At 43.2% G+C, this 23,597-nt stretch carries 28 protein-coding genes (1 of these 28 cut by a window edge); 12 read left to right on the forward strand and 16 right to left on the reverse strand.

What is annotated here, in order from left to right:
• The 5 genes from proS to QC759_RS04615 all read left to right on the forward strand — a co-directional run.
• Positions 1–755, forward strand: the 3' portion of a protein-coding gene (proS, locus tag QC759_RS04595; protein WP_048073159.1) for a proline--tRNA ligase. 652 nt of this gene lie to the left of the window's left edge; 755 of the gene's 1,407 nt are visible here — the last part of the coding sequence; the start codon falls outside the window, past its left edge; it ends in the stop codon at positions 753–755.
• Between the two features lie 73 nt (positions 756–828).
• Positions 829–1,518 carry an ARPP-1 family domain-containing protein gene (locus tag QC759_RS04600; protein WP_048073160.1) on the forward strand — a complete coding sequence of 230 codons (690 nt, stop codon included), beginning with the start codon at positions 829–831 and terminating at the stop codon, positions 1,516–1,518.
• 14 nt (positions 1,519–1,532) lie between these two features.
• Positions 1,533–2,204: a 2-phospho-L-lactate guanylyltransferase gene (cofC, locus tag QC759_RS04605; protein WP_048073911.1), complete on the forward strand. Its 672-nt coding sequence runs from the start codon at positions 1,533–1,535 to the stop codon at positions 2,202–2,204.
• Entirely contained in the window at positions 2,201–2,950 is a 750-nt protein-coding gene (thiD, locus tag QC759_RS04610) for a bifunctional hydroxymethylpyrimidine kinase/phosphomethylpyrimidine kinase (RefSeq protein WP_048073161.1), read from the forward strand. Before cofC ends, thiD begins: the two co-directional genes overlap by 4 nt.
• Positions 2,951–3,276: 326 nt before the next feature.
• Complete coding sequence (locus QC759_RS04615; RefSeq protein ID WP_048073162.1) at positions 3,277–4,089, forward strand: zinc-ribbon domain-containing protein; 813 nt, start codon at positions 3,277–3,279, stop codon at positions 4,087–4,089.
• A gap of 76 nt (positions 4,090–4,165) precedes the next feature.
• On the opposite strand, the gene QC759_RS04620 is transcribed toward QC759_RS04615, so the two are convergent.
• The 11 genes from QC759_RS04620 to QC759_RS04670 all read right to left on the reverse strand — a co-directional run bounded on the left by QC759_RS04620 (position 4,166) and on the right by QC759_RS04670 (position 12,648).
• The gene (locus tag QC759_RS04620) at positions 4,166–4,615 is read right to left on the reverse strand and encodes an acetolactate synthase (RefSeq protein WP_048073163.1); all 450 of its coding nucleotides are present in this window, start codon (positions 4,613–4,615) and stop codon (positions 4,166–4,168) included.
• Positions 4,616–4,669: 54 nt separating this feature from the next.
• Positions 4,670–5,971, reverse strand: a complete 1,302-nt coding sequence (locus QC759_RS04625; protein ID WP_048073164.1) for a phenylacetate--CoA ligase family protein — start codon at positions 5,969–5,971, stop codon at positions 4,670–4,672.
• A 332-nt stretch (positions 5,972–6,303) separates the two neighbouring features.
• A complete protein-coding gene (locus QC759_RS04630) occupies positions 6,304–7,011 on the reverse strand; it encodes a superoxide dismutase (RefSeq protein ID WP_048073165.1) in 708 nt (235 codons plus the stop codon).
• A gap of 64 nt (positions 7,012–7,075) precedes the next feature.
• Positions 7,076–7,762, reverse strand: coding sequence for a peroxiredoxin (locus tag QC759_RS04635; protein ID WP_048073166.1), 687 nt, complete (start codon positions 7,760–7,762; stop codon positions 7,076–7,078).
• Between the two features lie 259 nt (positions 7,763–8,021).
• On the reverse strand, positions 8,022–8,534 hold the full coding sequence (locus tag QC759_RS04640) for a ferritin (protein WP_048073167.1): 513 nt from the start codon (positions 8,532–8,534) through the stop codon (positions 8,022–8,024).
• A gap of 80 nt (positions 8,535–8,614) precedes the next feature.
• On the reverse strand, positions 8,615–8,776 hold the full coding sequence (gene rd, locus QC759_RS04645; RefSeq protein WP_048073168.1) for a rubredoxin: 162 nt from the start codon (positions 8,774–8,776) through the stop codon (positions 8,615–8,617).
• A 152-nt stretch (positions 8,777–8,928) separates the two neighbouring features.
• Positions 8,929–9,087, reverse strand: coding sequence for a rubredoxin (locus QC759_RS04650; protein WP_048073169.1), 159 nt, complete (start codon positions 9,085–9,087; stop codon positions 8,929–8,931).
• Between the two features lie 149 nt (positions 9,088–9,236).
• Complete coding sequence (locus QC759_RS04655; protein WP_048073170.1) at positions 9,237–9,683, reverse strand: pyrimidine dimer DNA glycosylase/endonuclease V; 447 nt, start codon at positions 9,681–9,683, stop codon at positions 9,237–9,239.
• A gap of 89 nt (positions 9,684–9,772) precedes the next feature.
• A complete protein-coding gene (locus tag QC759_RS04660; RefSeq protein ID WP_231553495.1) occupies positions 9,773–10,198 on the reverse strand; it encodes a universal stress protein in 426 nt (141 codons plus the stop codon).
• 108 nt (positions 10,199–10,306) lie between these two features.
• Positions 10,307–10,861, reverse strand: coding sequence for a flavin reductase family protein (locus tag QC759_RS04665; RefSeq protein ID WP_048073171.1), 555 nt, complete (start codon positions 10,859–10,861; stop codon positions 10,307–10,309).
• A gap of 53 nt (positions 10,862–10,914) precedes the next feature.
• Positions 10,915–12,648, reverse strand: a complete 1,734-nt coding sequence (locus QC759_RS04670) for an ABC transporter ATP-binding protein (protein ID WP_048073172.1) — start codon at positions 12,646–12,648, stop codon at positions 10,915–10,917.
• A 311-nt stretch (positions 12,649–12,959) separates the two neighbouring features.
• On the opposite strand from QC759_RS04670, the gene QC759_RS04675 reads away from it, so the two are divergent.
• The 7 genes from QC759_RS04675 (at position 12,960) to QC759_RS04705 (ending at position 17,850) form a co-directional block, all read left to right on the forward strand.
• A complete protein-coding gene (locus QC759_RS04675; RefSeq protein ID WP_048073173.1) occupies positions 12,960–13,484 on the forward strand; it encodes a nicotinamide-nucleotide adenylyltransferase in 525 nt (174 codons plus the stop codon).
• Positions 13,481–13,921, forward strand: a complete 441-nt coding sequence (locus QC759_RS04680; RefSeq protein WP_048073174.1) for a molybdenum cofactor biosynthesis protein MoaE — start codon at positions 13,481–13,483, stop codon at positions 13,919–13,921. Before QC759_RS04675 ends, QC759_RS04680 begins: the two co-directional genes overlap by 4 nt.
• Positions 13,922–14,066: 145 nt before the next feature.
• Entirely contained in the window at positions 14,067–15,227 is a 1,161-nt protein-coding gene (locus QC759_RS04685) for an HD domain-containing protein (RefSeq protein WP_048073175.1), read from the forward strand.
• Between the two features lie 87 nt (positions 15,228–15,314).
• Positions 15,315–15,875: a UbiX family flavin prenyltransferase gene (locus QC759_RS04690; protein ID WP_048073176.1), complete on the forward strand. Its 561-nt coding sequence runs from the start codon at positions 15,315–15,317 to the stop codon at positions 15,873–15,875.
• Positions 15,872–16,438: a precorrin-6Y C5,15-methyltransferase (decarboxylating) subunit CbiT gene (gene cbiT / locus QC759_RS04695; RefSeq protein WP_048073177.1), complete on the forward strand. Its 567-nt coding sequence runs from the start codon at positions 15,872–15,874 to the stop codon at positions 16,436–16,438. Before QC759_RS04690 ends, cbiT begins: the two co-directional genes overlap by 4 nt.
• Positions 16,439–16,628: 190 nt before the next feature.
• Positions 16,629–17,396: a hypothetical protein gene (locus tag QC759_RS04700; RefSeq protein WP_048073178.1), complete on the forward strand. Its 768-nt coding sequence runs from the start codon at positions 16,629–16,631 to the stop codon at positions 17,394–17,396.
• A gap of 211 nt (positions 17,397–17,607) precedes the next feature.
• Positions 17,608–17,850 (forward strand): pseudomurein-binding repeat-containing protein, encoded by a 243-nt coding sequence (locus QC759_RS04705; protein ID WP_048073179.1) that lies wholly within the window; start codon positions 17,608–17,610, stop codon positions 17,848–17,850.
• Positions 17,851–18,080: 230 nt separating this feature from the next.
• Here QC759_RS04705 and QC759_RS04710 read toward each other — a convergent pair whose 3' ends face one another.
• From QC759_RS04710 to QC759_RS04730, 5 genes are all read right to left on the reverse strand, one after another.
• Positions 18,081–18,701 carry a molybdenum cofactor guanylyltransferase gene (locus tag QC759_RS04710; RefSeq protein WP_048073180.1) on the reverse strand — a complete coding sequence of 207 codons (621 nt, stop codon included), beginning with the start codon at positions 18,699–18,701 and terminating at the stop codon, positions 18,081–18,083.
• A 151-nt stretch (positions 18,702–18,852) separates the two neighbouring features.
• A complete protein-coding gene (gene guaB / locus QC759_RS04715; RefSeq protein WP_048073181.1) occupies positions 18,853–20,343 on the reverse strand; it encodes an IMP dehydrogenase in 1,491 nt (496 codons plus the stop codon).
• A gap of 229 nt (positions 20,344–20,572) precedes the next feature.
• The gene (locus QC759_RS04720; RefSeq protein ID WP_048073182.1) at positions 20,573–21,286 is read right to left on the reverse strand and encodes a (5-formylfuran-3-yl)methyl phosphate synthase; all 714 of its coding nucleotides are present in this window, start codon (positions 21,284–21,286) and stop codon (positions 20,573–20,575) included.
• 92 nt (positions 21,287–21,378) lie between these two features.
• On the reverse strand, positions 21,379–22,593 hold the full coding sequence (locus QC759_RS04725; protein ID WP_048073183.1) for an LUD domain-containing protein: 1,215 nt from the start codon (positions 22,591–22,593) through the stop codon (positions 21,379–21,381).
• Entirely contained in the window at positions 22,586–23,302 is a 717-nt protein-coding gene (locus QC759_RS04730) for a (Fe-S)-binding protein (protein WP_048073184.1), read from the reverse strand. Before QC759_RS04730 ends, QC759_RS04725 begins: the two co-directional genes overlap by 8 nt.
• Positions 23,303–23,597 lie beyond the last annotated feature (295 nt).

The following is a 23,597-nucleotide window of genomic DNA, read 5'->3' on the forward strand; positions in this document are numbered from 1 at the left end:
GTACAGTGCACAACCTGGGCCAGACCTTTGCCCGCACCTTTGACATAACCTATGAAACCGCAGAAGGGGAACATGAATATGTTTACCAGACCTGCTACGGATTATCTGACCGGGTCATAGCATCCATCATTGGTATTCACGGTGACTCCTCGGGACTGAAACTTCCTCCGGGAGTGGCACCATACCAGGTGGTTATTGTACCGGTACTCTTTAAAAAAGGTGCCCAGGAAGTTATGGACTTCTGTAATCAGTTGAAGGATAGGATCAAAAAATCAGGAATAAGGGTACACTTGGATGACCGGGACCTGCGTGCCGGTAAGAAATACTATGAATGGGAGATGAGGGGAGTGCCTATCCGTCTGGAAATAGGTCCACGGGATATTGCTAATAAAAAAATGGTCATAGTACGCCGGGATACCATGGAAAAGGAGATAGTAGATTACAATGAAGAAACTCTTATCACTGACCTGAATAATGTACTGGAAGATATTAAGGAAAATCTCCGGGCTGAGGCCAGGGAAGATTTCCAGAATAACATCCGCCCTGCCGGGACAGTGGAGGAAGCCCGGGACATCGTTACCAATCAAAAAGGCATAGTGTCTTTCTCCTGGTGTGGTGATGAAGAATGTGGTAAGGAAATCGAGGAATATGTCAATGTGGATATACTGGGTGTTAAAGAAGAATCCACCGAGGGCAAGTGTATAAAATGTGGTAAAGAATCCCGGTATTTTGCTTTACTGGCCAAGACTTACTAAAAGTAGACCCGTAAAAAAAATGAGAATACATATTAATTTATCTAGAATCCTGGATGTTTAAAGGGGATAATCTATGAATATGCGGTTGATCTTATTAATAGCAGTGGTGGTGGTCTTCGCCGCCGGTAGTGGAGCTATGAGCTTCCTTTCTGGTGGTGGAGTTACACTGGAACAGGCCTACGATAATCAGCAGGTAGATATTATACAAAACACTGCTGCCGGAAGCATACCCCATAACATCACCGTAAAAAACAACGGAACCAAACCACTGGTGGTGGATAAGGGAACCATCCTGAAAAGTAAAGAATCACAGGATGTGGTTATCATCACTGATAAAAAGATCAACCCCAACAGCAATGACACTGTACTGGCTTACTGTATAGAACCTGATCAAAAGGCAGTTACTGGGTCCTCACTTTACCCTTCAGGCACAGCATCCAGTCAGGTTAAAGAGATCATCGATAGTTCCAACCCTACTGACCTCCAGAACGCTACCCAGGCCCAGCTGCAGATATGGGTCATTGTAACCAAAGGTAATGTGAATGTTTACAGTGGCGAAGCAATGGCCGTGGTGCAGAACCAGAAAACCAAGTATTACCAGCTCCAGGAAAAAGTGGAAACTGCCAAGAAGAATGTGATGAGTCGTTTCAACCTAACCTCCGAGGGAGTAAAGAACATGTCATTTTCAGTGGAATCAGATAACAGTGCCAATACATGGGTTGCTGATTTAAGGCAGTGGTTTAAAAACACAGTTGGTGTATGAACTGGGGAATAAACATGAAAAAGACATTGGCCATAATCCCGGTTTCCAGATTTTCACAGGCAAAAACCCGCCTGTCCCCAACTTTATCACCATTAGAAAGAGAAAACCTCCTTAAATCAATGTTAACAGATGTTATCACCGCTATAAAAAATAATGTGGATGATATTGTGGTGATAAGCTCTGATAAAGATGTACTTAATTTTGTTAATGATTTAGATGTTACCTGTCTCCCAGAGGAGGGTGAAACCGATTTAAACGGTGCGCTGACCCAGGCGGTGGAGTGGTGTTCCCAGAAGGCCAGCCAGGTACTCATTGTACCTTCTGATGTACCCCTCATCCACCCGGACCAGGTTCAGGAAATGGTGGAATTATCCCAAAAATGGCCAGTGGTAATTGCCCCGGCCAAGGGTGGCGGTACCAATGCCCTCTTGTGTCCCACCAAGGATGTACAGATGAAATTTGGTGATTGGAGTTTCTTCGAGCATTTGAAGGAGGCTGAAAATGCAGGGGTACCCTGGTACATCTATGACTCCTTTTATCTTTCCCTGGATGTGAACACTGCTGAAGACCTGGGGGAAATTATGATGCATGGTTTTGGGACAGAAACCCGCAAATTCCTCAAAAGTATTGGTTTGGTGGTTCGATCCAACCATGGAACTGAACGTTTGAGGGTGGAAAGGAAATGATAGCACTTTCTATTGCTGGTTTCGACCCCTCGGGAGGTGCTGGGATTCTGGCGGATGTGAAAACCTTCCAGTCTCTGGGGATTTATCCCACCGCAGTTATCACCGCCCTCACTGCCCAGAATGTAAACCGTGTGGATGGTGTGGAACCAGTAAACACCCCTTTCGTGTCCAAACAGATAGATATGATAATGGAGGGGGCAAGAATACAGCACGCCAAGACGGGTATGCTGTACTCGGCAGAGATGGTGGAGATGGTGGCTCGCCAGGTACAGGAGTACCAGTTAAAACTGGTGGTGGACCCGGTGCTGGTAGCCGGTTCTGGTGGTGATTTATCCCAGGAAGACCTGGTGGAAGCCCTAAGGAAACATCTTTTACCGGTGGCTGAGTTAACCACCCCTAATGTTTACGAAGCAGAAGCCCTCACCGGTATGGAAATAGTTAGTGAAGATGATGCCTGTGAAGCAGCCACTAAGCTGGGAAAAATATGCCCTACGGTGGTTACTGGTGGACACCTAAAGGGAAGGGATATTTTCTATAAAGGTTCATTACACTTCATTGAGGGTGAAATCATAAAAAGCATCAACACCCATGGATCAGGATGCACTTACTCGGCAGCCATCACTGCCTATCGGGCCCAGGGAATGGGCCTCCTGGAATCCATCCGGAAGGCATCGGATTATACCAAAAAAGCCATAGAACACGGTGAATATGGTACTCTGAATCAAATGTGGCATCACAGCCCATAATCACTAAATGAATCCATAACCATAAATAAATCACGGAATGAACCATAACCGGATAATCACGGAATATCTTATTAGAGCTTATTAGAAAATAGAATTATTACACCCCTACTGATACCTATTTAATACTTGGTTTAGAGAATTGAACAAGTCGTTAAATGAAAGAAATCCTGACAACTGTCATTATTATCGGTTAACGAACTGATTATATCATAGAAAATTATAAAACATTAGAATTCTATCTCAGCAGGATACATGTTAATCCTAAATTTTAATGTTACTTGAAATCCATATAAAAACAGTAGATGATCATAGAGGAGGATGTGTTTATGGTCTCCAGTGAAGAGATAAGCAGAAGATTAGAAGCTAAAAAACGTGGTAAAACTTACTCTGAAGTGAAAAAAGTACCACAATCACCATCTAATGTGGTTTGTTCAGAGTGTCAAACTGAAAACCCGGCCACTGCCAAATTTTGTGTGGGCTGCGGTGCACCCCTGATTAAAGAGGAAACTCCCCAGGAAATGCCCTCAGAAACTCCCAGCTCAACCATGGAAGCTCCCAGTGAACCAGATTACAAAATATGCCCTTCCTGTAATCAGAAAAATAAACCAGATGCCAAGTTCTGCATTATCTGCGGACATAAATTCGCCACAGAGAACGGGGAAAAACCAATGGAATCACTGGTGGATGTGGTAAGTGAAGAGGAAACAGTGGTCACTGAAGCCTCTGAAGCTGAAACTCAGGTAAGTGAAACAGTAGAAGTTCCTGAGCCTGAAACCCCAGTAAATGAAATTGCAGAAGTTCCTGAGCCTGAAACCCCCACTGTTGAGGCTGTGGAAGTTCCTGAGTCTGAAATTCCGGTGGCTGAAAAAGAATCGCCTGAAGAAAAGGTTATTCCGGAAATTAAGGTACCAAAACATTATCAAAAAGAAGAAACTCCCAGCGAAGAGGTCACCTCCCAAGCTGTTCCTGCCGAGGAAACTTCTCTAAAAGAAGCAGTAAGTGCCGATGAAAAGTTATCGTCAGAACCCGCTGAAGACCCCGTTGTAAAAATTAAAAAAGCCAAGGAACTTCTGGATATCGGTGCCATAACCCAAGAAGAATTCGACCGGATTAAAAATAAGTACCTAGAATTAATATAAGAACTTATAACTTATCCTAATTGACACAACTATGTGAATAACTAACCTGGATAAAATAGAATGTATGTTAACTTCCCTAAAGGAGGTTAACATCATCAGCATTTAATATATTGATATTACTGGCTTCCAGTGCGGCGATACCCGCATCCACATCTTCAGTACGCAGCACCACAATGGCCTTGTCACATTTTTTCTCTACAAAGGCGTAAAGGTATTCCACGTTAATATCAGCCTGGTTTAAAACACCGAGAAGTTCGTCCAGTCCCCCGGGTTCGTCTATGACTTCCACGGCAATAACTTCGTTGACCTTTACCACGAAGTTATCTGCTTCCAATGCTTTCTTTGCTTCTTCTGGATTGTGGACTATCATGCGCAGTATACCAAATCCTGAGGTGTCGGCTATGGAAAGAGCCCTTATATTAATCTCTGCACTGGAAAGAACGTTCATTGCTTTCCACAGTCTTCCTTTCCTGTTTTCCAGAAACACCGATATCTGTTTTAACTTCCTTCTTTTATCTTCTGACATCCATTTCATCCCCTGTAAATTTCAGTACCAAATTAATCTTTAATTACCTGTTAGTTAACTCATATCTCTTTTATCAATAACCCGGACTGCTTTACCTTCACTACGGGGCAGACTCTGGGGTTCAACCAGACTCACTGTAACCCGGAGTCCAATTTCATCGTGTATCTGTTTTTCTATGGATCGGGTTACCTGTTCCACGTGTTTCACTTCATCAGAGAACAGGGCCGGTGATGCTTCCACCTGCACTTCCAGTTCATCCAGGTGTTCTGGTCGGGTGGCGATGATCTGGTAGTTGGGTTCCATTCCCGGTATTTTAAGGAGTGCCCTTTCAATCTGGGATGGGAACACAATAACTCCCCTTATCTTGAGCATGTCATCGGATCTTCCGGTTATACGGTCCATCTTAATGTGAGTTCTTCCACAGCCACATTCTCCCTTACGCAGGGCGGTGATATCCCTGGTTCTAAAACGCAGGACGGGCATACCTTCCCGGGTTAGGGTGGTCAGTACCAGCTCCCCTTTCTCTCCTTCCGGCAGTGTTTCCAGGGTCTGGGGGTCGATGATCTCTGGGTAGAAGTGATCATCGAAGATGTGCAGTCCATTCTTTTCCATGCACTCGTTGGCTACTCCCGGACCAATGATCTCGGTTAGTCCGTAGATATTCAGGGCATCTAGATTGAGTCTTCTTTCAATCTCATTTCTCATCTCTTCCGTCCACATTTCAGCACCGAAAACCCCGGCTTTAAGTTTTATATCCTCCGGAGGGACTCCTTCCCTTTCCAGTACTTCGGCTATGTACATGGCATAGCTGGGGGTGCAGGTGAGGATGGTGCTTTTAAAGTCCTGGATTATCTCGATCTGGCGCTGGGTGTTACCGGCACTGATGGGTATCACGGTGCAGCCTACCTTCTGCCCACCGTGGTGCACTCCTAAACCCCCGGTGAAAAGACCGTAACCATAACAATTCTGTACTATGTCCTTTCTGGTGGCACCGGCCATGGAAAGGGCACGGGCCACAACTTCGCCCCATATGTCCAGGTCTTTAGCAGTGTAACCAGATACAGTTGGTTTTCCAGTGGTTCCCGAGGTGGTGTGAACTTCTACAATGTCATCGGTACTCACGGCGAACATTCCAAAGGGATAGGCATCCCTCAAGTCACTTTTAGTGGTGAATGGTATCTTTTCAATGTCTTCCAGGGTCTGGATATCGGCAGGTGTTATCCCCGCAGCATCTAACTTCTTCCGATAGTAGGGCACGTTTTCATAGGCCCTTTTAACAACGTCCTGTAATCTTTTAAGCTGTAATTCTTCCTTTTCAGGGGCTGACATGCATTCAGCCTTCTCATTGTAGATCATCTAATCACACCTCTATCAAACAATGAATTATAATGGCTACTTATGAATTTCTTCATTATTTTAAGATTAAACACTTTAATAGGTAAATATTCTGGAATTTTCCCGTTTATGTTGATTTATAATTAACCGCAGGATCAATCCGCACTATCATAATCCATTATACTGGAAATGGTATTTATCTATTCCTAATAATAGGGGTGTGATGGTGCCAGATAAAAATGGGTACAATAACTGAATGAACTGTACTTATACGGAATATAATAAAAGAAAATGGAGATATGTGTAAAAAAAATGTTTAAAAGTTTTTATTTTAAAAAAAGAATAAGAAAAATTTATTTCTTATCAAAGGAGGCTATCCAGTCATCGAAGTTTTCCCTAAACTCTTCGATTTTCATGTCCAGTACCCTTCGGTTGTCCACCAGGTTTAAACTGTTTGAAAGGAGTTCTATTTCCAGGCGGCGGTTAACTTCCTCCCAGTTTACCAGGTTCCAGAAGGCAGCCACGTAGTCTGGTCGGACATTCTTGTAGTCCAGGTAGTAGGCGTGTTCCCATACATCCAGGACCATCAGAACCCGGAAGTGTGGTATGACATTGACGTTGTGTTTTTCAATCTGGGTGATGAATAAACGGTCGGTTCGGCGGCATATGGTCAGAGCAGCCCATCCTGATCCTTCGGTGCTGATGGCAGCCTGTGAAAACTCCTGTTTGAACCTTTCTAAACTACCAAAATCCTTTTCAATGTATTTGGCCAGGGTTCCGGTGGGTTCACCTCCACCCTTGGGTGCCGGTGCCAGGTTCTCCCAGAACATTTTGTGCAGTACAAATCCACCCACATGGAAGGAGAGTTCCTTGGCCACGGCTTTCACATCAAATTCCACTCCGGGACGGCTATCAAATTTATCCAGCAGGGCATTGGCTCCATCCACGTAGGCCTGATGATGTTTATCGTGGTGTATCTGGAGTTGTTCTTCAGACATGTAGGGTTCCAGATCCTTGTATCCGTAGGGAAGTGGTGGAAGTTCATATTTCTTATTTGCCATTTTATATCACCTTTTTTTTTATTAATTGAATAGTCCAGTTCATTAACTTAGTAAGGAATTTCATCTACCATTTATAGTAATTGCGGTAACACAGCCACCAGTCAAAGCATTTATATTTTTCTGGCCTTTTAATAGCAGTTTCAATGTCAGAGGCCGGGGGAATAATTAGTCCTTTGCCAATGATTTCATTGCAGGGCCAGTTGGCAGGTATGGCCACACTCTTCTCATCTGCAGTCTGGAATCCTTCCACCATCCTCAGGATTTCATCCATGTTTCTTCCCAGTTCCTGGGGGTAATAAAGCATGGCCCGGATAATCCCTTCAGGGTCCACGATGAACACCGCCCTAACTGTATTGGTGCCTTTGTTGGGGTGTATTAATCCCAGGGTATCGGCCACTTTACCGGTGTCAGCAATGACTGGAAATTCAATATCCACATCGAAGTTTTCCCATATCCATTCAATCCATTTCAGGTGGGAGTGAACCTGATCCACAGAGAGACCAATGAGTTCACAGTCAAGATCACGGAACTGATCGTAACGGAGTTGGAAGGAAACAAATTCCGTGGTACACACCGGTGTGAAATCTCCGGGATGACTGAACAGAATGAACCATTTGCCTTTAAAGGCTTTGGGTAGTTTCATCATCCCCTGTGTGGTTTGAACTTCCATTTTTGGGAATTTATCCCCAATTAACGGCATTCCTTTCCCTTTTTTCTTGATCTTTCTAACTTCGTAGATTTTTTCACCCATTGTCATTCACCCTCAAAGAATAAGTATGTGTTATTTTTGTTCCATTTTTTATTTATTAATATGCTTTCACCTTCCCATATGGAGGTAATGCTGTTTTTCTCCATGTAAGAAAATTGTAATTATTTTTTTAAAATGGAAGGTAAATCAAGAATAAGGGTTTAAATATGCAGAATACCTCCTGATTTATATGATATTCTCTATCTTTTAAAATAAGTCTATTTCACAAAAAAGAATAATAAAAAAAGATATAATTCAATTCTCACTCAGTTGCTGTCGGGGGGTTGAACACTCTCTGTCCCAGTTCCTGGTCTAACATGTACAATCCACTGCCAGATTCGCCAGTAAGTTTGACTTTCTGCAGCACTCCACTGGCGGATTCTTCTTCTTCCACCTGTTCCGCCACAAACCACTGGAGGAAGTTGTTGGTGGCATGGTCCGAGAGTTCCAGGGCCAGATCCACCAGGTCGTTGATGAGTCCGGTGACCATCTGCTCGTGCTCGTAAACATGTTCGAAGGCAGCTACTGGGGAATCCCATTTACTTTGAGGTTTTTCAATCTCAGCCATGAGCACCCGGCTACCCCTCTGCACCAGGTAGTCGTAGAATTTCATGGCATGGCTTAACTCTTCCTGGGCCTGGACCCGCATCCAGTTACCAAAACCCGGCAGGTCCTGATCCTCAAAGTAGGCCGCCATGGCCAGGTACAGATAACCAGAGTAGAGTTCCCGGTTCAACTGGTAGTTAAGGGCATCTTCCATTTTTTTATCTAACATATCTTCACATCCATCCACTTATACATTAAAAATCCACTTATAGGGGGTTTAAAAAAAATTTGGAATTAAAATTGTAAAAATTAATCAACCGGTTCAAACAGGTCTTTACCGGCACCACACATTGGACAGACCCAATCATCGGGTAAGTCCTCAAAAGCGGTTCCCGGTTCAATTCCAGACATGTCATCTCCTTGTTCAGGGTCGTAGATGTATCCACATGGTTTGCACAAGTATTTCTGCATGTATTCCACCTCTTTTTTTTATTAAGTTCATGAAGATTCATGAAATTCATACTGTCGATTAACCATTTTTAATTTAAAGTATGGTTTTATTTAAGTATCTTTAAAAAAATTATTCAGAGGGGTATAAATCTTGTTTAAATAGGTAAGAATCATTAAATGGGTATAAATCGGAATTTGCCAGCACCACATTTAGGACAGTTCCAGTTATCCGGCAGATCCTCGAAGGCTGTTCCGGGTGGGGTGTTGGTTCGTGGTTCTCCATTCTCCGGGTCGTAAATGTAGTTACAGACTTTGCATTTGTATCTTCTCATTTAACTACCTCTTTTATCCAATACATTATTTGTGGGCAATTCTATTCAAACATTAATTCAAGTGGATGAATTAAATCATTTACATGGAAGTACTGGTATTTATGGGCCGCAATGGTTAATATAGTATATGGTATGATTAAAAGAGAACTTCAATGCTTTACTTTCTCCCATAACTCAATATTCCCTGGTATGATCATGAAAACAGGATTGGGGATAGGGAATTTGTCCTCGTTGAGCATCTTTTTTGTTTGTTGGTACTTTTCAGGTTCGCGTTGTTGGAGTTTCCCCAGCAAGTGTTCCATTTCATAGGATAGCTGTCCCTGGGTAACTGGTATCTGTTCCCGGGTGTGTTTAGTTCCTATTTTTTCCAGGTTAAAGTTGTATCCCCGGTGTTTTGATTCCAGATATACTTGGTTTAAAAAGGTATCCAGGAAAAGAACCGGATTTTTTTGATTTTTAAAACGAATAAGTTGTGGATGGTTGGTATAACCCTTGGTCTTACCCTTTAACACAGCCCTGGCCAGTAAACCTTCTCTCCAGAGTGCCACCAGTCCTTTAACATCCAGATACTTGGGATGGAGACTCCAGAGTCGCATGTATTAAAGCTCCTTTTTTTTGAAGTTTTAAGCACCTTTTTTAAGTGCTATATTCTTTAAGATCACTCCAAAAAAATAAATGAATGGTATTAACCCTTTTTAACCAACAGCACAGGCACTGGAATCTTCTTGAGGGCGCTTTCAGCCACACTGCCCATGATGAGCCTTTCCAGTCCGGTTTTACCATGGGTGCTCATTACCACCAGGTCAGCCCCTGCTTTCTCGGTTATCTTGGCCATGTCATTGGTAGGGCTTCCAACAATGAGTATCTCATCTACTTTAACCCCTATTTCTTCGCCCTTTTCCTGTACTTTATGGAGGATGCTTTTACCCTCTTCTTCCAGGACTTCATAGGGGTATATGAGTTTTTCATCGATTATGTGAACAGCAACCACAGTGGAATCCAGTTTTTTTGCCAGGGCTAGTGCGGTGTCTTCAGCTTTTTGGGAATATTCTGACCCATCAGTGGGGACCATTATGGTATTGAACATGTTGTTGCCTTCCTGTTTATTCATAGTTTTACTATTGGTCCACTTATCTTATGCACTTATCCTAAAGTGGACAACCCAACATTAAACCGGGTTTGAATAATTGGTTTAAATTAATTATTTCGGGTATTAGCCTTATTTGGGAACTATTTTACGATGATCACCGACTATGAAGTCTTCACCACCAAGGTGGAGTATAGGTTTCATTTCTTCGGCATTGAGAAGCCCGTCCTTCAGGGCATCTTCACGTACACCTACCTTCTTAACCCGGCCCACCACCAGTTGGTGGTCACCACATTCCCGGGTGAATTCAATTTCGCATTCCATATGGGCCAGACACTCCTTTATCCAGGGTGGTTTAACAGTATCAGAATCCATTGCTGTTAATCCTGCTTTTTCAATCTCACTCACTCCCTGAGGGAACTTTTCCCCGGTGACCCAGAGTTCCTTGAGGATATCTACTGAGGGGATGTTAACCACCATTTCTCTGGTTTTATCCAGGTTCTGGTAGGTGTGGTGCCGTGGAACTGAGGCCACGGCTATCAGGGGTGGATTGACTGAAACTGGCATGGTAAAAGAGAAAGGAGCAGCATTCACCTCCCCCTCCGGGTTAACCGTGGTTACTATAATGGTGGGTCGGGGTGCCAGGACCCGGTAAAAGCTTTCCACATCCAGATCTACAAATTCCATCTTTACCATCCTCCGAAGCTTAGTTTCATTATTTAAAGATCTTGAGAACTGTATTAATCTCCCAGTAAATCTTCCTTCCACTGAGCAATATCCTTCAGATATTCTGCTCCACAGCTTTCTATGAATTCATCACATTCCTCTTCTGCTTTCCCATCTCCAATGAGTTTACCCTCATCCATACGAAGGGCTCGGGTGGCCAGTTCTTCAATAAAGTCTATATGGTGGCTGACCATGAGTATGGTGGTATTAAATTCCTGGTTTATGCGTTTCAGGGAGTTGGAAACGGTACGCAGGGTTATGGGATCCAAATCTCCAAATGGTTCATCTAAAATTAGAACTTTGGGCTGGGAGGCCAGTACCAGGGCCAGAGTAGCTCGTACTTTCTGACCACCAGATAATTCATAGGAACGGCGGTTTAAAATATCCATTGGGAGGTCCAATGCTTTAAATATTGGTTCTGAGTACTTTCTGACTTCATTGTCAGGGAAACTGGGGAATAATGTATCTAAAATACTTCCAGATAATCCTAACTGTTCCAGACGCTGTTTTGCTTCGCTTTCCGGTAGATCAGTTAGCTGGTACAGAACATCCAGGGCCAGGTCACTTATGCCCATTTCTTCAGCCTTTTTCTTGGCTTCGTCCACTACGGTAATGCCCTTAATTCCTAGCCTTCCCCCTATCTGATCCCGGATAGTGGCGTGGTGTACCAGTGCAAACTCCTGGTGCATGAATCCCATCTGCCGGCGAATTTTCATCCGGTCGATCCCGGGCTGGTGCATGTCCACCCATTCGTTATTCAGTTTAAACTGGACATTGCCTCCGTCAGGAAGGTCCAGACCACCGATCATACGCAGCAGGACAGTTTTACCCGCACCGCTGGGACCGATAAGGGAGACAATTTCCCCCTCCTTAACATCAAAGCTAACATCCTTAAGTTCCAGTACATTACCGGCCTTAAGCAGGTAGAAACTCTTTTTAAGATCTCGGGCTTGGATTATATCCTCACCAACATCTTCCATATCCCGTTTGGGTATTTCTTCTTCCATATTCTGGAGGAATTCTTTAATTATCTTATCCGGAGTTCCTTCGTCCTTCACACGGCCATTTTCCATGAGTACCAATCTATGGGACAGGTAATGGTGAACTTCCGGGAGGTGGGATACTAGGATGACGGTCACTCCCAGATCTTCATTGATGTTACGGATAGCATCCAAAATTTCCTGCTTGGTTTTAGGACAGGACATGGTAGCAGGTTCATCCAGTAAGAGGACTTTAGGCTTTTTAGCTAACTGTCGGGCCATTATAAGGCGTTGTTTTTCACCACCGCTGAGCACCGGTGCAAAATGAGTGGCCTTATGCTCCAGGCCCACTACCCGCAGTATTTCCATGGCTTCTTCTTCAAACTCACTGTAGGCAAAGTCAAAATCAGTTAAGGCTTCGTCCCCATATTTAGTTCCGTAAAGTTTCCTTATCACATTATTTAAAGCTGTTTCTGACCATAATCCAAAGGAACGTTGCAGGTGGATGGCGGTAGCCTTACGCAGTTTACGGGAATAGTAAGTGGTGGATTCGGGAGTTACCGTGATGTCGTCAATGGTAATTTTTCCATCATCGAATGGTTCCACACCCCTGAGCACTCGCAGCAGGCTGGTTTTACCGGATCCACTGGTTCCAATAATACCTACAATCTCTCCCTTCTTTACTTCCAGGTTAACATTATCCAGGGCCTTGATCTCGGGACCATCTTCTATTTGATAAGTTTTTGATAGATTTTCAATCTTAATCATCGGCGTCACCACTTTCCCATGTAATTCTATAACAATAAAGAACTCCTTCACTAATGAATATCTATTGGAAATTAAACATAATCACTTGTTAACTTTGCGGGATATATAAATTATCATATACTTTTCACATAGAATAACCATTTTTAGACCTTTTCCCTGATTTCCAGTCCAGGGATCAGGGAAAACCCATTAAATTAGCCCCATTGATGAAGTCAGTTTGGTTAATTATTTATGAGGGTAGAAAAAGAGAAATATTAAATTATCAAATTAATTCCAATCCAAGGATATAAAACTATATTTGGTGTTTCATTATGAGAGGACTTCTGGTGGGGAGGATGCAACCGGTACATAGGGGGCATCTCCAGGTGATAGAAAGAATACTCAATGAAGTGGATGAAGTGATTATTGGTGTGGGTAGTGCCCAGACCAGTCATACCACCACTGATCCCTTCACTGCTGGTGAGAGGGTGATGATGATTACCAAGGCCCTCACTGAAAATGGTGTGAACCCCTCACGCTACTATATCATACCAGTACAGGACATTGAATGTAATTCCCTATGGGTAGCTCACCTGGAAATGTTAACACCACCCTTTGCCCATGTATATTCTGGAAACCCCCTGGTACAGAGGCTTTTCCAGGAAAAGGGTTATGAAGTAACTGAACCACCATTATTCAACCGCAAAACTTATTCTGGAACAGAAGTACGTCGTAGGATGTTATCTGACGGTAAATGGGAAGAACTTCTACCAGAATCAGTGGTGAAGGTTATACATGAAATTGATGGAATTTCCAGAATTAAACATCTGGACCGCAAGGAGGAAAGTGAAGTATGATAATTGCCCGGATTATTTCAGATTACAGCCAAGTCATTACCCTGGATGATTTAACCAGGAAAATCAAAGAAAGCCCGGCCATAGGTGAATGTGGAGCTATATTCACCTTTGAAGGAATTGTAAGGGGAAAGGATGAAGCCCGAACCACCGATGAACTCGTCCTCACCACCCCGGACACCAGTAAAACTGAAAAGGAACTGGAAGACATCCTCCGCCAGGTGCAGGAGAAGCACGGTGTTAAGGACATTGCCGTGGTCCATTACTTGGGCCAGTTCCAACCCGGAGACCCCTTGTTTCTGGTGGCAGTCTCGGGAGGGCACCGCCACGAAACCAGAGCAGCACTGGAGGAAATAATAGAAAGGGTGAAATACGAACTGGACTTTAAAAAAGAAGAAAAAGGCAGTGCAGGCAGTAAGATCATCATGTCTGGTGGTTAAATAATAATAAAGGATTAAATTCCATAAAAGATTCTTAAACTTAATATAAAGTTCTAAAAAGATTCCTAAGTCCATAAATAGAGGGGGGTTAATCATTGCTGATAATGGGGATGGTAACAATTCTTAGGTACAGTGAGGTGCATCCATGAAGTTCGTAAGGGATAGTGTTCACGGTGACCTCCAGTTAGACGATTTTGAAGTTAAATTGGCGGATACTCCAGAAATTCAGCGTCTTCGGAGGATAAAACAGCTTGGATTTACCTATCTGGTGTACCCGGGAGCCAATCACACTCGTTTCGAACACTCCATTGGCACCATGTACCTGGCCTCCAGACTGGCCCTTAACCTTGAACTGGACGATGAAACCCATTCTCTGGTTCGTTGCTCTGCCTTAATTCACGATGCCGGTCATGGACCATTCTCCCATGTATCTGAGGGAGGTATTGACAATTCCCACGAGGAACTCACCTCTAAACTCATTAAAGAATCACAACTGGGGGATATTCTATCGGAAAAATTTTCAGTGAAGGAAATTCTAAGGGTAATCAGTGGTCAGGGACCTCTAGGAGATATAATCTCCGGTGAACTGGATGTGGACCGTATGGATTATCTCTTACGAGATTCATACTACACCGGGGTTGCTTATGGTATTATTGATGTGGAACGCCTCCTATCCAACATGAAACTGGAAAATGGGCTCATACTACACGGAAAAGGGGTTCAGGCGGCAGAATCCATGCTTCTGGCCCGATATTTTATGTACCCCAGTGTTTACCAGCATCACACCACCCGGATAGTAAACTCCATGTTCCGCCGCTGCCTGGCAAAGCTCCTGGAAAAGGGGGTTATCAATCCCCAGGAGATCTACCGTTACGATGATATCGATGTAATTGCCGCTGCCCGGGCAGAAAAAAATTACGTGGGGGAGGTTATGGAAAGACTGGACAACCGACAGTTGTACAAGCGTGTATATTCCCTGAAACTTGATGAAGTGGATCACCCCGAGGAAATTTTCCAGATGAGCCCTGATTCCATTGAAAAATCAGAAGCAGAGATTGCCCAGGAACTGGATGTTGACAAGGACTTTATACTGGTCGATGTCCCTGAGTATCCCACCTTTCATGAGATGACCACTCCGGTATCAGTTAATGGGGACACAGTAATGCTGGGGGATGTTTCTAACCTGGTACGGGCACTGAAGGATGCCCGATTTAACCATGCCGATCTCTGTATTTACCTCCCTGAAGAATATGCAGAGCAGGCTTTGAAAATTAATTTCCTGGATTACCTGGATATTTCCCACTAATTAATCCTCCTAAGGGAATCATATTTTAGAGTTTTAAATAATAAATCAGAATAATTCTACTTTAAACTTATAAAAACAGTGATAAAAATGATAGTGGTAGCTATTACTGGAGCTAGCGGAGTTATTTACGGTGTCAGGCTCCTGGAAGTTTTGAAAGAAATGGGTAAAAAGACAGCGGTGGTGGCCACGGAACCAGCACGCATCATCCTCCAACATGAAATGGGAATGGATGAAGATGAACTGAAAAACCTAGCCCACCGTTTCTACGAACCTGGAGATCTGACCAGTGCCATAAACAGTGGTTCTTGTCGTTTTGAGTCCATGATCATCGTCCCCTGTACCATGAAAACCCTCTCTGCCATATCCACAGGATTTGCCAGCAATGCAGTTACCCGGGCTGCTGATGTGGCCTTGAAGGAAAGAAGGCAACTGTTGCTGGTACCAAGGGAAACACCGCTCCGTTCGGTGCACCTGGAAAATATGCTCAGAATCAGTCGGGAAGGGGGTATTATCCTGCCAGCCATGCCTGCCTTTTACCACCAGCCCCAGAACATGGATGATCTGGTGGACTTTTTAGTGGGCAAAATACTGGATGTAATGCATATTGACCACAACCTTTACCAGAGATGGCAGGGAGAGGCCCCATGATCCCTGATGACGAATTCATACAATCCAAGGACGTTCCCGGACCCACCAAAGAGGAAATAAGGTGTCTGGTTATGTGCAAAGCAGTAATATCCTCCGAGGATACCGTGGTTGATGTGGGATGTGGTAGTGGAGGGTTAACACTGGAAGCTGCCTGCAGAGCCCGGAAAGTAATCGCCCTGGATAAAAATCCAGAAGCAATCAATTTAACCCGGGAAAACCTGGAAAAACATGGTTATCATGAAAATGTCCTCCTCCGGGAGGGAGATGCCCTCAACATACTGGAAGATCTGGAGTCCTTCCAGGTACTACTGGTGGGTGGAAGCAGTGGTGATTTATCCTCTATTGTAACTAAGGGATGGAGTAAACTAGCTCCGAATGGGAGAATAGTGGTAACTTCCATTCTCATGGAAACCAGGGTAGAAGCAGTGGATGTACTTAAAAAACTGGGAACTGAACCGGATGTGGTGGAGGCAACCATTGCCAAGGGAAAAATCACCCCCAGGGGAACCCTGATGATGGGAAGAAACCCCATAACCATTGTTTCTGCAGTTAAGGGTAATTAGTTTTTATTTGGGTAAATAAGCCCATTATTATAAGACAGGGTTTTTCTAGACCTTCCTACTCCCTATTTGTATTTTTCCAGTAGTGAAATTCTAAATTTCACGGTGTAATCCATGTAGTTGTTAAGAATACAAACATTTTTAGTTAAAATGATTATAGTAATCAATTAACCAATTAGCAGGTGATTGTAAAATGAATATTTCTAAAAAAATTGGATGGAAATTTAAACTGGGAATATTTCTGGTAATTCTCTCAGGGTTGCTCTATTTTGCCAATTATCTCATATTCCATGATTTACACGAAGTACTGTTTTACATTGGCATAGACACCGCCTTTTTGCCCATTGAAATACTCTTCGTGGTTTTGGTAATAGAAAATGCCATCAGTAGCAGAGAAAAACAGCAGATGATGGAGAAGCTGAACATGGTAATCGGAGCCTTCTTCAGTGAAGTGGGAACCCAACTATTGGGATCCATAACCCGTTTTGACCCAGATACCGAACACATCAAAGAAGACCTTCTAATCAACAGTTCCTGGACTGAGATGGAATTTAAAAGAGCCAAAAACACCATTAAAAACTTCGATTACACCCTGAACATCAACGGTGATGCTGAATCAGTTGAGTTTTTAATAAATGCCAAAAAATTTCTGGTTGACAAAAGGAAATTTTTACTGGCTCTACTGGAGAACCCCAACCTTCTGGAACATGAAACCTTCACGGAACTACTCTGGGCTGTTTTCCACCTAATGGAAGAACTGGAAAACCGGGATGATCTATCCAAACTCCCAAAATCAGATTACAACCACCTTTCAGGGGATGTGGTCAGAATATACAGTTTCCTGATCCTGGAGTGGCTGCAGTACATGGAACACCTGGAAAACAACTATCCATACCTGTTTTCACTCGCTATCCGAACAAACCCCTTCGATCCCAATCCTCATGTAGAAATATTAGAGTAAAGGGCTTTCTATCAAAGTATAGAACTTTAATATCAAATTACAGGATTTTTTGCACGGGGATCAATCCCCTAATTTTTTATTTTACCCCCTTCACCCATCAGATTAAACTTCTTCTATCAAGATAACCACTGTCTAAGTTGTTTAGTTAAATCCGTAACCTTTTTAAGGGGTGTTACCAATAAATTTACAAAACTAATGTAAGGTCGATGCAATGGAGAGTCTAACTCTCGAGCAGTATAGAAGAATGGTAAACAAGGTATTAGAGTTTAAAAGGTTGAATGGAGACCTGCCTGATTATGCGGTTGTAGATGGCTGCCGCATCGATAAGAAAGAATATATAGACATGATTGAAAGGGTTAACAAATTCTTCCTTCAAATGGGAAGAAACCCTGGAAGCGTGGACATTTTACCCATTGATGATGTTCCCGTGGTGGAAAAACTTTTAATTCACTGATAATTGGTCCACCTAAATCCAGTCATAGTCTCCCCTAAAAATAGCAATCTCCTTTTTGATTAGTTAGATTGGGTTATCTCCTATAATTCATTATGAGAGCTTGATTAATCCTTTTTAAAGATTTTCAGAATTAATTAACCCCTCAAAATAGTAACAAATCAGCCTATCTTCTAAAATCACAGTCAATTTTTAATTTGGAAAAAAATTTGTAATGGCCAGAGTTTTTCCTATTATTCCCGGGACTGGGAAATATCCTCGGGACGGTTTAAATTAATAAAACTTTTTTTATCAGGATCTAGAATACCAACTTCAATGTAGGCCACATTTATTTTATCCAGTAATGATTTAACATTTCTAAAACCATTTTTTAACCTGTCTTTAATTAGGGGTATGCATTCTTTACTGTAGTAAGCATGCAATGGTTCGGTTAATCCATCGGGCCACACTGGAACCATACCCTGAACTTCAACTTCATTTACCATTTCGAACATTTTATTAACAAAATAGGATGAAATGAAGGGAGAATCACAGGGCAAGGTTAGTGCCCCTTCAGATTTTATATGGGATAAACCGGTGCACAGCCCCAGTAGTGGTCCCTGATCCTTTTCCATATCAGTTACCAGAATGATGTTGGTATCTGTTTTTTGGTTTTGAATTTTAAAGTCTTCTACATATTTCTGGTAGGAGTCAAGCTGCTTTTTATCCCTTAAAACCACTATAATTTCGTCCACTAATCTTTCAACGATCTTTAGACTTTGGATTATCATGGGATCCTTATTTAAAGTCATTAATCCTTTATCTTGCCCCATGCGACGGCTTCTTCCACCACAAAGAATTATACATGATTTCATGTAACTTTAACCTCAAATTAAGGATTTTTTATACTTCACGAAATATAAAATTGTGGAAAACTTGAGAAATGTTATTGATTTATAAAAATATTGATTTATATGTACTTACCATCCTTTTTATCTGGAAAAAAAGTTTATAAGGCCGACCCATTTACATGAGCCGGGTGGTAGGGTAGTTGGGGCTCTCATTGGTTATGGTGAGGTCATGGGGGTGACTTTCCGTCATTCCACTGGTGGTGATCCTGACGAATTTGGCCTTTTCCCACATCTGGGATATGTTGGAGGCACCGCAGTAGCCCATGGATGCTTTAAGACCACCCATTAACTGGAATATCACTTCATTCACTGGCCCTTTAAATGGCACGACTCCTTCAACACCTTCAGGTACCAGCTTGGCGTGTTTCATTGGTCCCTTAACTTCCTGGAAGTATCGGTCGGTCCCTGCTCCAGAACCACCGGTCATGGCTCCCAGTGAACCCATTCCCCGGTACTGTTTGAATTTGCGACCGTTCATTATAACCACTTCACCGGGGGATTCGGTTGTTCCAGCCATTAAACTTCCCACCATAACTGAATCTGCTCCCACAGCTATGGCTTTGGCTACATCTCCCGAGTATCTTAAACCTCCATCTCCAATAACTGGAACTCCGTGTTCTTTGGCCACATCGGCTACAGAGGATATGGCAGTTAGTTGTGGGACTCCTACACCAGCTATGATTCGGGTGGTGCAGATTGAACCGGGGCCTATACCTACCTTGAAACCATCAATATCCGCACCAGATATAATGGCTTCGGCTGCTTCGCCAGTGGCAATGTTTCCCACTAAGAGGTCGGCATTGATGTTTTCCTTCATTTTTTTGGCTGATTTTATTATACTGGGCTTGTGGGCGTGGGCCACATCAATGGCAATGATATCTGCTCCAGCCTGGTCCAGGGCCATGGCCCGTTCCAGGTCAAAGGGCCCGGTGGCGGCAGCAACCAGGAAGCGACCATCCTCATCTCTGACGGCGTTGGGATGCATCTTGCGTTCCAGTATATCCCTTATGGTCACAATACCCACTATGCGATCGTCTTTAACCACGGGTAATCTTTCCACCTTGTTTTCGTAGGCAATGTCCAGGGCTTCTTCCGGGCTGGTTGATTCGGCTATGGTCACTACTTCTTCGGTCATGAATTCGCGTACCTTTTTCTGGGCATCAGAATTCATGATGGGTTTAATGTCACGGCGGCTGATAATACCCACTACCCTTCCATTGTCCACCACGGGAAGACCGCTGACTTCTTCCATGTCCATGATGACGTTGGCTTCGTATATGGAGTTTTCTGGAGAAGTGGTGATTACATCCTTTATGGTCAGATCCTCGGAATGTTTGACCTTTTTAACCTCAGCCACCTGTTCCTTGATGGTCATGTTACGGTGGATGACACCTAATCCTCCTTCCTGAGCCATTGCAATAGCCATTTCAGCTTCGGTTACCGTATCCATGGCTGAACTCACAACAGGTATGTTAATATTAAAATTACGTGAAACCTTGGTTTTGGTTTCTACATCTTTGGGTTCAATATTGGATATGGATGGTACCAGTAAAAAGTCATCAAACGTGTATCCTTCCGGGGCTTTGTTTAATTTATCTGAAAACATAATATTTCTCCTCCATTCCACATGACGTGGATTAAAATTAAAAGTGAAAGTTTAAAATCAACCAACAGTGACTTTATCCATCACCTAATGGATCAACTCAGGATCACCTCTCTCTATCTAAATTATTAGAGATTAGTTTTGTATTATTTATGTAGCTATCTGATTAATTATGTATTCAAGCTACTATTTGAATCAATTACCCTGGGAATTAGAATGGGTAGGCCTTCAGTTAAAGGCTCTGTACCAGCTGTTTTAAGCTGGCAACAGCTTCATGATGGATATGTCCTGAATTCCGGTCTCCACCAATACAGGCCGCACCCCGAATTCCAGCCACGTCACAGCCCAGCTCGGCCAGTAAAGGTAACTGTTCTTTGGTCACTGAACCAGCCAGGGCGGATTTAAGGCCGTAATCATGTATTTCAGTGGTGAACTGGGAAATTTTTTCTTCATCCATAAAGTCGAAGAGTGTTTTTCCATCCTTAACTGCAGTGTCCACCATGGCCAGGTCGGCACCACTGTCGGCAGCTACCCTGGGAATTTCCAAGGGGTCCACTGCACCTACGCGATGTGCATCAGCATAACCTGAGGCCACAATTGTGGCATCATCATTAAATTCATGAACTGCTTTAACCACGTTTTCCATTACTTCCAGAGCTTCGGAGTAATTTTTGGTTCCGTATAATCCTACTTTAATGTAATCTGCACCGGAAACTACGGCACCGGCAGCAGCCAGGGACACAGTTCCTGGTTTGTAGGGAACATCCCCCAGAGTTGCACTAACTTGCATGTCCTTGGGAGTTATTTCCCGTATATTTTTAATGACCCAGGGGAAATTAGCCCCTAATGAACCTTCTTTAGGATTTTTAACATCTATTATGTCTGCACCGCCGGCTATGGCTTCTCGTGCTTCTTGTGTGTTTATGGGACTGATCAAGAGAAGCAAATATGATTCCTCCTATATTATTATTTAACAAGTCTTTTAACTAATATTTAAAACCTATGATTAAGGGTAAGGCAATTACTTTTTAAATTGATCTATTTTTCATCCGGATTAAATGGTGATCTTCTCTTTTTGAGGTTATTTTTGATTTTGCCATGTTTTTCTGGATAAATTTCTTCTTTAACAGATTCTTCCCTTAACTCTTCCAGCATGAGATTTACTGGAATCTCCATTGGACATTCCACTGTGCACTGACCGCACAGTGTGCATTTGAATAGTCCCGAGTCGAAACATACATCATTATCATGGATGTAGCGGCTTAAAACCACACCCCTACCACCTAAGTGGCGGAGATATCCGAATTCAGGCCCTAATGTGGTGTACACTGGACAGTTAACAATGCAGGCCCCGCAACCAATGCACCACAAACATTCCTTTTTCTCCTGGATAGCTTCAGTACGCCCGTTATTTAAAAACACCACTACCACTCGCCTGGCACCGTACATGTCATTTAAAATGATCTGTTCAATATCTGCGGTCTTGGAGGGGGAGGATACCACATTCATATAAGCCGGCACAGTTTTCCCGGTGGCATAGATAGTTTCCAGTTTAACCACCGACACGGCATCTTCCAGGGTGGGTACTAACTTGTCAATACCCACCACCACGATGTGGAGATCCAGTAGGGTGAGGAGGCTGATGTTGCCTTCGTTGTGGACCATCAGGAGAGATCCATCCTCAGCAGCCACAGAGTTGGCCCCGGTTATCCCTACTCGACACTGGGAGATTTTTTCTATGATATCTGATTTAACCACATCCAGAATGGCCCGAGGTTCAGCTTCAATCTCCTTTTTAAACTCCTCGGATACAAGTTTGGCAATTATTTCCATATCCAGATGACAGGCCGGTCCGATGGGGTGAGTGGGGTTGCTCTGGTGGAACTGTACTATTCTATCCCCCAGATCAGTTTCCAGAACATTTACCTCATGCTCCTTCAGGTACTCGGTGAGTTGAATTTCACCGGCAGTGTTGGATTTGGATTTGGCCACTGTTTCTTCATTTTTAACCAGCTGGTAAATTGCTTCCCTGGCCTCTTCCGCATCATGGGCCATGATCACTTCTATCCCATTGTTCTCCAATGTTTCTCGTGCTTTTTCCAGAAGGGCAGATAGATGTTCAACTGAATATTCCCTGATCTTTTTAACCTTTTCCTTTAAATCAAGGGTACGTTCATCCTCAAGGAGGGCGGACCTTCTCTTATTCAATATACCAAAGGAACGGTTCATGATTTTAAGGGAGGGATCATTCATGTTTAAGCCTCCTTAACATGAACTGGGATAAGTCCCGGATATCCACCTCTTCCCCAGTAACCCTGGTGGAGGAAGAACTCTCCTTTTGGGATAATTCCAGGTTAAGAATACAGAAGGGACAACAGGTTACCAGAGTGGTGGCACCAGTATTTCGGGCATCTTCCACTCTATTTTTCCCAATTTCTTCAGATAATTCAGGGAAAGCAGATTTAACGCCGCCACCAGCCCCACAACATCGGGCTTTTTCCTGGGTGCGTTCCATTTCCACCAGTTCTCCGTAGGCATGGATAACCTCTCGTGGAGTCTGGTACTCTTTCTGGTGGCGTCCCAAGTGGCAGGGGTCGTGGTAGGTTACCTTTTCCTGGCTGGGAGAGGTTTCAAGCAGACCCTCCTCTATTAACTCCTGGAATAGTCTGGAGGTGTGGATAACATCCACTTTTTCCCCTAAAATCTCAGGATAATCCTCTTTAAAAGTACGATAACAACCGGCACAGGAAACCAGGACCTGTTCACCTCTGATATCTTCCAGGGTGTCCTGCATAACCGGGAGGGCTTCCTCCTTAAAACCAGTGCGCAAAAGCACTGAACCACAGCACCCCTCATCTTCCAGTATCCGGTATTCTATTCCTGCTTTATGGAGCAGCTCTTCAGTAGCATGGGGAATCTCTTTTAGTTTCTCCCGCGACAGGCATCCTCTAAAGTAAATCATAAATGTCACCGTGCATGCACTTAAATTAGTAAATTCGTCCCTAAACAGACCTACACTAAATATTATTCATTCATCAACATTTTTTAATTAAATAAATGATATTTCAACCTTTTATAAACCTTTTATAGAATTAATTCACCTGGATTCAAATAATAAGGAATTAATTCTTAAATTGGAATACCATTAATATCCAATAATAATTAGATTACAGATATTAGAAATCAAATTAGAATATGTAGTTATAGGGGATATATTTTTGATCCTAAATCACCACTTATCTGGAGAAAACAGTTAT

Source organism: Methanobacterium formicicum (assembly GCF_029848115.1).
GTDB lineage: Archaea > Methanobacteriota > Methanobacteria > Methanobacteriales > Methanobacteriaceae > Methanobacterium > Methanobacterium formicicum.

Bases quoted from the DNA above. Each gene is read 5' to 3' on its own strand.
- rd (WP_048073168.1), bottom strand. From the start codon at position 8,776: ATGCAGAAATACTTGTGCAAACCATGTGGATACATCTACGACCCTGAA.
- guaB (WP_048073181.1), bottom strand. From the start codon at position 20,343: ATGTTTTCAGATAAATTAAACAAAGCCCCGGAAGGATACACGTTTGAT.
- QC759_RS04630 (WP_048073165.1), bottom strand. From the start codon at position 7,011: ATGGCAAATAAGAAATATGAACTTCCACCACTTCCCTACGGATACAAG.
- QC759_RS04675 (WP_048073173.1), top strand. From the start codon at position 12,960: ATGAGAGGACTTCTGGTGGGGAGGATGCAACCGGTACATAGGGGGCAT.
- QC759_RS04660 (WP_231553495.1), bottom strand. From the start codon at position 10,198: ATGAATAAACAGGAAGGCAACAACATGTTCAATACCATAATGGTCCCC.
- QC759_RS04665 (WP_048073171.1), bottom strand. From the start codon at position 10,861: ATGGAATTTGTAGATCTGGATGTGGAAAGCTTTTACCGGGTCCTGGCA.
- QC759_RS04625 (WP_048073164.1), bottom strand. From the start codon at position 5,971: ATGATCTACAATGAGAAGGCTGAATGCATGTCAGCCCCTGAAAAGGAA.
- QC759_RS04650 (WP_048073169.1), bottom strand. From the start codon at position 9,087: ATGAGAAGATACAAATGCAAAGTCTGTAACTACATTTACGACCCGGAG.
- cbiT (WP_048073177.1), top strand. From the start codon at position 15,872: ATGATCCCTGATGACGAATTCATACAATCCAAGGACGTTCCCGGACCC.
- QC759_RS04680 (WP_048073174.1), top strand. From the start codon at position 13,481: ATGATAATTGCCCGGATTATTTCAGATTACAGCCAAGTCATTACCCTG.
- QC759_RS04620 (WP_048073163.1), bottom strand. From the start codon at position 4,615: ATGTCAGAAGATAAAAGAAGGAAGTTAAAACAGATATCGGTGTTTCTG.
- QC759_RS04690 (WP_048073176.1), top strand. From the start codon at position 15,315: ATGATAGTGGTAGCTATTACTGGAGCTAGCGGAGTTATTTACGGTGTC.
- thiD (WP_048073161.1), top strand. From the start codon at position 2,201: ATGATAGCACTTTCTATTGCTGGTTTCGACCCCTCGGGAGGTGCTGGG.
- QC759_RS04710 (WP_048073180.1), bottom strand. From the start codon at position 18,701: ATGAAATCATGTATAATTCTTTGTGGTGGAAGAAGCCGTCGCATGGGG.
- QC759_RS04725 (WP_048073183.1), bottom strand. From the start codon at position 22,593: ATGAATGATCCCTCCCTTAAAATCATGAACCGTTCCTTTGGTATATTG.
- QC759_RS04685 (WP_048073175.1), top strand. From the start codon at position 14,067: ATGAAGTTCGTAAGGGATAGTGTTCACGGTGACCTCCAGTTAGACGAT.
- QC759_RS04615 (WP_048073162.1), top strand. From the start codon at position 3,277: ATGGTCTCCAGTGAAGAGATAAGCAGAAGATTAGAAGCTAAAAAACGT.
- QC759_RS04670 (WP_048073172.1), bottom strand. From the start codon at position 12,648: ATGATTAAGATTGAAAATCTATCAAAAACTTATCAAATAGAAGATGGT.
- QC759_RS04655 (WP_048073170.1), bottom strand. From the start codon at position 9,683: ATGCGACTCTGGAGTCTCCATCCCAAGTATCTGGATGTTAAAGGACTG.
- QC759_RS04700 (WP_048073178.1), top strand. From the start codon at position 16,629: ATGAATATTTCTAAAAAAATTGGATGGAAATTTAAACTGGGAATATTT.
- QC759_RS04730 (WP_048073184.1), bottom strand. From the start codon at position 23,302: ATGATTTACTTTAGAGGATGCCTGTCGCGGGAGAAACTAAAAGAGATT.
- QC759_RS04600 (WP_048073160.1), top strand. From the start codon at position 829: ATGAATATGCGGTTGATCTTATTAATAGCAGTGGTGGTGGTCTTCGCC.
- QC759_RS04635 (WP_048073166.1), bottom strand. From the start codon at position 7,762: ATGGGTGAAAAAATCTACGAAGTTAGAAAGATCAAGAAAAAAGGGAAA.
- QC759_RS04640 (WP_048073167.1), bottom strand. From the start codon at position 8,534: ATGTTAGATAAAAAAATGGAAGATGCCCTTAACTACCAGTTGAACCGG.
- QC759_RS04705 (WP_048073179.1), top strand. From the start codon at position 17,608: ATGGAGAGTCTAACTCTCGAGCAGTATAGAAGAATGGTAAACAAGGTA.
- cofC (WP_048073911.1), top strand. From the start codon at position 1,533: ATGAAAAAGACATTGGCCATAATCCCGGTTTCCAGATTTTCACAGGCA.